This window comes from Schnuerera sp. (assembly GCF_035459645.1).
Classification (GTDB): Bacteria; Bacillota; Clostridia; order Tissierellales; family Tepidimicrobiaceae; genus Schnuerera.
In genome coordinates, this window is sequence record NZ_DATHXO010000414.1 from 1 (window position 1) to 9769 (window position 9769).

The window sequence follows — 9769 nt, forward strand, 5'->3', positions numbered from 1 at the left end:
CTCATTGAGCGTTTAAAGACGATCACATTTTTGGCCTCCCAGACATGCAGTACTGGCATGCCTGCAATGGGACTATGAGGATCAGTAGCAGCGGCAGGGTTGACCGTATCATTGGCACCAATCACCAGCACCACATCGGTATCCTGAAAATCATCATTGATTTCATCCATGCCCAATACGACATCGTAGGGGACCCGTGCTTCTGCTAATAAAACGTTCATATGCCCGGGGAGTCGACCAGCAACTGGGTGGATGCCAAAACGGACATTGACCCCTTGAGATGATAGTTGCTCGGTGATGGTGGCAACGACATTTTGAGCATGTGCAACGGCCATGCCATAACCTGGTGTGATAATCACAGAACGAGCATTTTTCAGCATGTCGGCGACTTCAGCTGGCTGCAGCTCTTTGTAGTCGCCCATATCACTATCGTCTGCGATGACGCCCTCGCTACCAAAACCACCTGCAATTACCGAAATGAAAGAGCGGTTCATCGCCTGACACATGATGTAAGACAGGATCGCACCAGATGAGCCTACCAAAGCACCTGTGACGATGAGTAGATCATTTTCTAGCATAAAGCCAGCAGCCGCCGCGGCCCAACCTGAGTACGAGTTCAGCATCGATACAACTACGGGCATATCAGCGCCGCCGATGGCAGCGACCAGGTGCCACCCAAACGCCAAGGCAATGATTGTCATTAACAGCAATGCAAACCAAGAGCCTTCGGCCTTGATATACCAAATCAGCAATAAGACCGACAGTATTAAAGCAATGAGGTTGAGTAAATGTTTATGGGGTAGCTGTAATGGTTTGCTGGCCATTTTGGCGCTGAGCTTGCCGTAGGCAACAACAGAGCCGGTCAGCGTAATGGCGCCAATAAAGACTCCGATATATACCTCTACCAAGTGTATGGTTTGCATTTCTGGACTAACGCTAGCTGCCATGGCAAAACTATTAAACCCAACGAGCACGGCAGCTAACCCTACAAAGCTATGCAGCAAGGCAATGAGCTCGGGCATTTGGGTCATTTCCACCCGGTGCGCTTTGTAAATTCCAATCACCGCGCCAATCAACATGGCTATGATGATCCATGGCAGAGCTGTTGTGTGTTCCGCAAAAATAGTGACAAACAGCGCAATAGCCATTCCGGCAATGCCAAAAAGATTGCCGTGACGGGCTGATTCCTGGCGTGAGAGCCCAGAAAGACTAAGAATAAAAAATAGAGCTGCAATGATATAAGCAGCAGTAATCAAGCCGTATGACATGGTGTGAGCTCCCTTGGTTTATTGTTCTTTTTTACGAAACATGTGCAGCATGCGACGCGTGACATAAAAGCCCCCAAATATGTTGATGCTAGCAACGAGGACTGCAATAAAAGCGAGCAAAGAAACCCAAAATCCAGCCTGACCGATTTGTAATAAAGCGCCCAGGATAATAATGCTGGAAATAGCATTAGTAACTGACATCAATGGGGTATGCAAGGAATGAGTCACATTCCAAATGACGTAGTAACCCACTACACAAGACAGCACAAATACGATCATGTGATTAAGAAATTGTGCCGGCGCATTTTGACCCAGCCATAGGAATAATATGGCAGCGATCCCTAGCAAGCCAATCGCAATCGGTCGAGGTAGCGTTTTCTTGGGAGTCGGAGCCGCAGGAGTTGGGGCCGGGGTTTTCTTTTGCGCAGATGGCGCGGCGGACACCTGTATGGGTGGAGGTGGATACATCAAGTCACCATCATGCGTAAGGGGGGAAAATGGATGGAAGCTCTATAGTAACTATTCCAGAAGAGCCAGTAGAAGAACCTGAGAAATCACCAATAAAAACACCAGTAGAAGAACCTGTTACTCATGAAAAAGACCAATTAGCTGGCATTATTACTGGGAAAGTGGATAAATTTATATTTATTGATAATGGACAGAGGGTAGATTCCTATACCTTTGATAAAGATGCTTCAATAATTATTGATAATTATTCTGGTTTCGTAGATGACTTAGAGTCAGGAATGAATATAAAAGCAACAATCTCTGAAGGCAATATAATCAAATCTTTAACAGTGGATAGCAATAAAGAAATATTAACAGGAATTATTAACAATATTTCTTTAGGAACATCTTCTTCAATGGTGGTAGAACTAGATGAAGGTGGCACAAAAACCTTCCATATTTCTAAAGAAACTGAAATATTGTTAAATGGAAGAGAGTCTTACTTTTATAGCTTAAAAGAAGGGGACAGGGTTAAAGTAGAATCCTTTGATGATTTAGCTTTATTCATATCTGGTGAAAGTAGAAATGGTAAGGTACGGGGAATGATTAAGGATAGACATTTTTATGAAGAATATATGATATTGGTGGAAAGAGAAGATAAGACTACTTATGAATATATATTAGATGAAAATCTAATGGTTTATAGAAATTCTAATGGAGTTAATGTAAAGAAATTGAGACCAGGAGATCAGGTAGTTTTAACTTTATCAAATGGAGAAGTAGAATCTATAGAAGCAAAATCTACTCCAGGAGAAGACGAAGGATATATCAAAAAAATTTTAATTTCAGAGGAACCAAAGCTGACTATATTAAATTCTAAGGAAGAGATGGTTGATTATTATATTTCTCCAAAATCTATTATAAAAATCGGTAAGGAGATAAAAAGCATATATGATATAAGATTAGATTATTTTGCTAAACTGAAACTGGAAAGTGATGAAATAGTAAATGTTGAAATAGAAAAACAAGACAGAGATTAATCTCTGTCTTGTTTTATTCTGTCCTTATAGCTTCTAATGCAGATAGATTCATAGCTCGTCTAGCAGGATAATATCCGGAAATTATTCCTATTAAAGCTGAAAACCCTAATGCAGCAAATACTAGCCATATAGGTATAATACTTATTTTTGTTTCTCCACCTAAGCCCATAAAATCTCCAAATGCTGGACTAAACTTATTTACTAGGAATGATAAAATATAGCTAAATATAACTCCGGCTATACCACCTAGTAGGCCTATCATGGCTGATTCAAATAAAAATAGTTTCTTTATATCCTTTAGGGATGCACCTATAACTTTCATAATACCAATTTCTTTAGTTCTTTCATATATGGACATAACCATGGTATTAGTAATTCCTATAGCAGCTACTAGTAAGGATATGGCACCTATCCCTCCAAGGACGGCTTGGATTATACCTGTCATTTTATTCATTTCATCTAACATATCACTTAAACTATAAGCTTCAAATCCATCATCTTTTATTTTTTGCTGTACATTTGCCACGTTTTTTATATCATCTACTCTTACCATAATTCTTTCATATTCTTGTTGGGCTCTTCTATTTTGTTTTTGATTATTTCCTTCGGCTTTTTCCTTTTCTTCAATCATTTTTTGAACCGTGTCAATAGAAGCATATATACCATAATCTGTTTCCCAATTGCCCTCTTCAAGAATACCTACTGCTTTTATATTATAATCTTTATACTTAGGTTTTTTAATACTTTCACCAGGCATGGTAGGCCTTCTTCCAGTATCCATATCAAAGGTTAAGACCATCCTATCATTCATAAGGTCTATATCTGGTTCTTCATATCTACCTCTCCGCATAGCTTTTTCATCATAGAAGTTGTATTTCATACCACCACCAAATACAATGTTTAAATTATCTCCAGTTTGTAATAGACGTCCTTCACCTATATTAAAGTCAAAGTATTCCATAGCTTCAGGGTCTATACCTTTAATAGAAGTATGGGCTGTATATCTACCACTTTTAATCATTCCATAGACTTCTACTATGGGTGTTACAGCAGTTACATGAGGCATGTTTTTAAAATTTAAAATAGCCTTATCATCCAATTTTGCTTCTTGAGTATTTCTACCGGAAGACATTTCATCATATCCTCCATATCTTTTATGAATATTAACTGTATTTAAACTCCCCATTCTAGATAGTTGACCTTTAAATGCTTCCTGCATTCCAAAACCAAGGGATAACATAACGACTATAGAACTAGTGCCTATTATAACGCCCAAAACCGTTAGAAAAGTTCTTAATTTTCTCCTCCACAGATTTTTCAGTCCCATTCGCATTAAATCTATACTAGTCATCTAAAGCCATACCTTTCTTTTTCTTTTTTTTGTAGAATATAAATCCACCAATAGCTGCAGCTATTATAATAATGGTTATCCAGAAGCCTTTACTCTTAAATATCTTTCCAGCACCTCCTGGTTCTTCCATAGGTGGCATATCTTCTGGGAATTCATCCATAGGCATTGGTTCCATTACGTTTAAGGTAAACTCTTCTTTAACTTCAATATTTTCTCCAGAGGAGTCTTCATAAGTAAAGATTAAATTTCCTGTTAATTCACCTGGCTCCATAGGAATTACCATACCCTCAAAATACTCAGACATTCCAGTTTCAAAATTACCTACATAGTAACTACCATTTTCGGTTTGGAAATCTCCATCTAGTTTTACCATCATATTATATAGAGTGACTTTTCCTGTATTATAAAATTCTACAAATACAGGAGTAGGTTCTCCTGCAAAAGCTTCTGGTGAAAAACTTATTTCTCCTATTTCCAATTTGGATTGTTGAACTACAGGGACTCCTATGAGCTCTGTGGCGGTATATTCTTCTCCTTCATTGTCCTCGTATTCGAAATTCGCTGTGATAGTATATGTTTTAGCTTGGGCATCAGGGACTGTGAACATAGTAATGTTCTTTTCTACTCTACCCTTTGCAGGAATACTATCTATGTAGAAGGTATTGCTACTTCCTACTGGAGTAAATACATTGCCTCCACTACTAGGACTATCAGGATCTGTTTTTTCATCTGCAGTTAAAAATATTTTTATATTTCTTACTGCTTTTTGAGCGTTAGTATTGTAAAATGAAAGATTCATAGTATAGTTTTCGCCTGCTTTAACTATAGTTGGTTCAAAATTATATTTATCTATTATAAGTTTTGGAGTTCCTTTACCTCCTTCACTTTCTTTATCAACATAAGCACCTACATATTGGGTTAAAACATATTTATCTTCGCTACCTTGATTAAATTCATCTTCATATTCAACAGTAATATTTATAGGATAATTCCTAGTTTCGGCATCTTTAGTTGGAGTAAAGATGAAAGACAAACTTTCGGATTCATCAGTACCGATTGCACTTATTTTTTTAATATTTGTAGTCTTTGGTACTAATGCTGGATCTGTACTTTCAGTTTTAACCAAAATATTTGAAGCTTCTAACTCACCTGTGTTTACTAAATCAAATTTCAATTCAAAATTACCCTCTGGTTTAATCCCAGAAGTAGGATAAACTAGATTTTCTATGGTCAAATTTGAACTAGTACTACTTTTTCCTCCAATATTTAAGTATATATTTTGAATATCTTCTATAATATTATTTTGGCTATCCTTATAGGAAAATTTAACAGTTAATTCATGGCTACCTCGTTTTATATTTTTTGCTGTTTTTAAATCAAAATTAACAGCAGATACAGATTTACCCGGTACCCTATTCACATGGGAAACATTAGAACCAGTTTGGACATAGAACCCTCCATCTGTATTTAAACCTTCTAAAGTAACTGATAAATCTCTAGCATCTATGGAACCTTTATTTTCAAACATTATGCTAACTTTTGCTTCTCCACCAGGGCCTATTTCATCAGGATTAGTCGTTACTTTATCTATAATAAGTTTTGGTGGAGTACTTTTACTAGTAACTCTTACATAGACTGTTTCACTATGTTCACCAGTATAGCCATATGCGTTTTCATATTGAAATTTTAATTCAATAGGATAATTACCTGCTACAGCATCAGCTGCAATAGACAATTTAAATTTCACATTAACAGTATTATTACCATTTATTTGTGATATGGTTTTGGAATTAGTCAAATCACTTACTGTGAAAGGACTACCCCCTTCAAATACAGGTGTTATTATTACATTTTTTGCTTGATATCCTGAGTTTTTTAAATTAAAGGACAAAGTCATGGTTTTATCTGCATCTCCACTGGGAATATCTCGATTTTCTATACTGAATACTGGCATAAGTTTAGATTTATCAAAATCATCTTCATCTGCAATTCCTACAGTGGGTAGTTGTAACAATATTAATAACAATACTAAAGATATACTAATAAATTTTCGCATTTATTCTGCGCCCCCTTTTATTTGATTTTCAACTATTTTTTCAATACTACCATCTCTTAAATAGATAACCCTATGGCCATATGGTGATATTTCTACGTCATGGGTTACTATGATCAGAGTTTGTTTATTTTCTTTGGCCATGTTAGTTATTAAATCCATTACTTCTAAAGTAGTTTTAGTGTCTAGATTTCCTGTAGGTTCATCAGCAAAGACGATTTTGGGCCTACCTACGAAAGCTCTAGCAATACTTACTCTTTGTTGTTGTCCACCGCTCATTTCCGAAGGTTTATGATGTAGTCTAGTTCCTAATCCTACTGCTTCTAACATTTCCTTTGCCATTCTATCTCTAACTTTCCTAGATATCCCTCTAAAGGTAAGGCCGAGGCTAACATTTTCTAAAGCTGATAGGGTGGGGATTAAATTATAGGATTGAAATACAAATCCTATATTTAGTTGTCGAAATTGAGCCAATTGTTTTTCGTTCATCTTTTCTACATGATGTTTTTCAATAATTATTTTTCCTTTGGTAGGTTTTTCCAAACCTGCCATCATATTGAGTAAAGTACTTTTGCCAGAGCCAGAAGTGCCTAGGAGACATACAAATTCTTCTTTACTTATCTTTAAGTTTATATCATTTAAAGCATGGATTTTTTCGTCTCCCATTTTATAAACTTTACTCAAATTTTTAAGTACTATTAGATCATTCAAAAATAAGTTCACCCCCTAATTTACACCTAACACTATTATATTATCATATCTTACCTAATAAATAGTTACAATATTGTTAAGATTATTATGGAAATGAACTAACCTATATAAATGAATAGGATTGGAAGAACAAGTTTAAGACCTTATTGTTTTTATATGGTTTATGGAGAATACTTATGTTATAATTAATGTGATTATATTTGAAATGGAGGGTGAAACATGGATAAAGCTATGATTAGAGTAAGAATGAGTTCTGGAGATGCTCATTATGGAGGGAATTTAGTTGATGGGGCTAAAATACTTCAATTATTTGGAGATGTGGCTACAGAATTACTTATTAGAAATGATGGAGATGAAGGCTTGTTTGTGGCTTATGATAATGTAGAATTTTTGGCTCCTGTTTATGCGGGAGAGTTTATTGAAGCGGTAGGGGAGATAACCAAAATAGGCAATACTTCAAGAAAAATGAAATTTGAAGCAAGAAAAGTTATAGCTCCTAGACCAGATATTAATGATTCGGCTTGTGATGTTTTAGATGAACCTATAGTAGTTTGTAAAGCTGAAGGAACTTGTGTAGTACCAAAGGACAAGAAAAGAAAATAAAACAAAATAATAGATAAGGGGGAGTTTAATGGATAAACTTATTATTACAGCTGCCATATGTGGAGCAGAGGTAACAAAAGAGCATAATCCAAATGTACCTTATACGGTGGAGGAAATAGGCAGAGAAGCGGAGATTGCATACAAAGCAGGGGCTAGTATTATTCATTTGCATGTAAGATATGATGATGGTACGCCTACTCAAGATAAAGAAAGATTTAGGGAATGTATAGAGGAAATAAAGAAGAGATGTCCTGATGTTATAATCCAGCCGTCAACCGGTGGAGCAGTAGGTATGTCTGATGAAGAAAGGCTTCAACCAGTAGAACTTCTTCCAGAAATGGCAACTTTAGATTGTGGAACATTGAATTTTGGTGGAGATGAAATATTCGTCAATACAGAAAATACTATAAAGAATTTTGGTAAGGTAATGATAGAAAAAGGAGTCAAACCAGAAATAGAAGTATTTGACAAGGGAATGGTAGACTATGCTATTAAATATGCTAAACAAGGATATATTTTAGAACCTATGCATTTTGACTTCGTATTAGGAGTTCAAATGACTGCCACTGCCAGAGATTTAGCTTTTATGGTAGATAGCATACCAGCAGGTTCTACTTGGACAGTAGCAGGAGTTGGAAGACATGAAATGCCAATGGCAGCAATAGGTATTGCAATGGGAGGTCATGTTAGAGTAGGATTTGAAGACAATGTTTATCTAGAAAAAGGAGTTTTGGCCAAGTCTAATGGAGAGTTAGTAGAAAAGGTAGTAAGGATAGCTAAAGAACTAGGCCGAGAAATAGCTACTCCAGATGAAGCAAGAGAAATATTAGGATTGAAAAAAAGATAGTTTATATAGTAAGTTCCTTTTTAAACATATGTTTAAAAAGGAACTAATTTTTTTCGACAAATAGAAGGATTTTTTTAATCTATATAGAATAAATAAATTAGGAGGTGTGTCCTTTGATTTTAAATGGATGCAAAACCCTAATAGTAAGATGTCATTTTTGTGGTAGATTGAAAAAATATGAATTGAATCTATTTCACATTAGGGGAAAAGAAAGAATCGAATATAGATGTGAATGTGGAGAGATTAATATTATTGTTACAAGAAACAACAAGGGTATAGATGCTTCAATTAACTGTTTTAATTGTGGAAATAGGCATTATTACCACTTTGATCTGCATACTATATTAAAGGATGATAATATCTTATACTGTCCTTATGGTGCTGAGATTTTCTTTTTAGGAAATAGTGAAATAGCAGAGAAAATATTATTAGGAAAATCGATAGAAATAGGTAATAATGATGAAGAAAAGATAACTAAAGATTGTTTCAACAATTTTAAAGTATTGGCTAAAATATTAGACATATTATATAATTTAAACAAAGATAAAAAAATTAATTGTAATTGTGGCCGATCTAGAATAAATATTGAATTATTTTCTGATAGGATAGAATTAGAATGTTTAAATTGTAAAAGTGTAAAATTAATTTTTGCAGAAACAGAAGAAGACTTGAGTGTTTTATCAAAAAAGGATAAGATAATACTTGAAGAAAGAAATATTTCTTGTATTGATTCTATAAAAGATAAAAATAGGAATATAAAAAAATAAGAGGAGGAGTAGTTATGTTAGTAACTGGTACAGAAATTTTACAAGATGCCCACAAGAACAACTATGCAGTAGGAGCTTTTAATGTAAACAATATGGAGATAGTTCAAGCTATAATAGAAGCAGCAGAAGAAACAAATTCTCCTGTAATTCTTCAAGCGAGCCAAGGTGGATTAAAATATGCAGGTGTTGAATATATTGCTGCATTAGGTAGATTAGCAGCTGAGAAGGCTAAAGTGCCTGTTGCATTACATTTGGATCATGGTACAGATTTTGATCAAGTTATGCTATGTATAAGACACGGTTTTTCTTCTGTGATGATAGACGGTTCTAGATTTGATTTAGAAGGAAATATTGCAATAACTAAAAAAGTAATTGAAGTAGCTCATGCAGTTGGTGTATCTGTAGAAGCTGAATTAGGGAAAATTGGTGGTACAGAAGATGATATAGTTGTAGATGAAAGAGAGGCTACTTTTACTGACCCTAATGAAGCTAAGAAATTCGTTGATGAAACAGATGTAGATTATTTGGCTATAGCTGTAGGAACTGCTCATGGAGTTTATAAAGGTGAACCAAAATTAGATTTTGATAGGATAAAAACTATAAAGGAAAAATTAAATATTCCTTTAGTACTACACGGTTCCAGTGGAGTTCCAAAAGAAGCTATAGAAAAAGCAGTGTCTTT

General features: G+C 35.2%; 10 protein-coding genes. 5 read left to right on the top strand and 5 right to left on the bottom strand.

Annotated elements, in window-relative coordinates:
• Positions 1-1268: Re/Si-specific NAD(P)(+) transhydrogenase subunit beta (gene pntB / locus VK998_RS09785; RefSeq protein WP_325227948.1), on the bottom strand; the 1268-nt coding region annotated here is incomplete at its 3' end.
• A gap of 18 nt (positions 1269-1286) precedes the next feature.
• Entirely contained in the window at positions 1287-1736 is a 450-nt protein-coding gene (locus tag VK998_RS13115) for a proton-translocating transhydrogenase family protein (protein WP_325227949.1), read from the bottom strand.
• A 29-nt stretch (positions 1737-1765) separates the two neighbouring features.
• Here VK998_RS13115 and VK998_RS09795 point away from each other — a divergent pair, with 29 nt between their 5' ends.
• Positions 1766-2755 (top strand): hypothetical protein, encoded by a 990-nt coding sequence (locus VK998_RS09795; protein ID WP_325227950.1) that lies wholly within the window; start codon positions 1766-1768, stop codon positions 2753-2755.
• Between the two features lie 13 nt (positions 2756-2768).
• On the opposite strand, the gene VK998_RS09800 is transcribed toward VK998_RS09795, so the two are convergent.
• Genes VK998_RS09800 through VK998_RS09810 form a run of 3 tightly spaced genes read right to left on the bottom strand, consistent with a single transcriptional unit; the run spans position 2769 to position 6870 of the window.
• On the bottom strand, positions 2769-4106 hold the full coding sequence (locus VK998_RS09800) for an ABC transporter permease (protein WP_325227951.1): 1338 nt from the start codon (positions 4104-4106) through the stop codon (positions 2769-2771).
• A complete protein-coding gene (locus VK998_RS09805) occupies positions 4099-6162 on the bottom strand; it encodes a COG1361 S-layer family protein (protein ID WP_325227952.1) in 2064 nt (687 codons plus the stop codon). The genes VK998_RS09800 and VK998_RS09805 overlap by 8 nt, the downstream gene beginning before the upstream one ends.
• On the bottom strand, positions 6163-6870 hold the full coding sequence (locus VK998_RS09810; protein ID WP_325227953.1) for an ABC transporter ATP-binding protein: 708 nt from the start codon (positions 6868-6870) through the stop codon (positions 6163-6165).
• A 219-nt stretch (positions 6871-7089) separates the two neighbouring features.
• Here VK998_RS09810 and kal point away from each other — a divergent pair, with 219 nt between their 5' ends.
• The 4 genes from kal to VK998_RS09830 all read left to right on the top strand — a co-directional run.
• Positions 7090-7473 (top strand): 3-aminobutyryl-CoA ammonia lyase, encoded by a 384-nt coding sequence (gene kal / locus VK998_RS09815; protein ID WP_325227954.1) that lies wholly within the window; start codon positions 7090-7092, stop codon positions 7471-7473.
• A gap of 28 nt (positions 7474-7501) precedes the next feature.
• Positions 7502-8320, top strand: a complete 819-nt coding sequence (gene kce, locus VK998_RS09820) for a 3-keto-5-aminohexanoate cleavage enzyme (protein ID WP_325227955.1) — start codon at positions 7502-7504, stop codon at positions 8318-8320.
• 113 nt (positions 8321-8433) lie between these two features.
• Positions 8434-9087 carry a hypothetical protein gene (locus tag VK998_RS09825; protein ID WP_325227956.1) on the top strand — a complete coding sequence of 218 codons (654 nt, stop codon included), beginning with the start codon at positions 8434-8436 and terminating at the stop codon, positions 9085-9087.
• Positions 9088-9101: 14 nt separating this feature from the next.
• On the top strand, positions 9102-9769 hold a 668-nt coding region (locus VK998_RS09830), incomplete at its 3' end, for a ketose-bisphosphate aldolase (protein WP_325227957.1).

Excerpts from the sequence above, each read along its gene's own strand:
- kce (WP_325227955.1), top strand. The coding sequence starts at position 7,502 with ATGGATAAACTTATTATTACAGCTGCCATATGTGGAGCAGAGGTAACA.
- kal (WP_325227954.1), top strand. The coding sequence starts at position 7,090 with ATGGATAAAGCTATGATTAGAGTAAGAATGAGTTCTGGAGATGCTCAT.
- VK998_RS09800 (WP_325227951.1), bottom strand. The coding sequence starts at position 4,106 with ATGACTAGTATAGATTTAATGCGAATGGGACTGAAAAATCTGTGGAGG.
- VK998_RS09805 (WP_325227952.1), bottom strand. The coding sequence starts at position 6,162 with ATGCGAAAATTTATTAGTATATCTTTAGTATTGTTATTAATATTGTTA.
- VK998_RS13115 (WP_325227949.1), bottom strand. The coding sequence starts at position 1,736 with ATGTATCCACCTCCACCCATACAGGTGTCCGCCGCGCCATCTGCGCAA.
- VK998_RS09795 (WP_325227950.1), top strand. The coding sequence starts at position 1,766 with ATGGATGGAAGCTCTATAGTAACTATTCCAGAAGAGCCAGTAGAAGAA.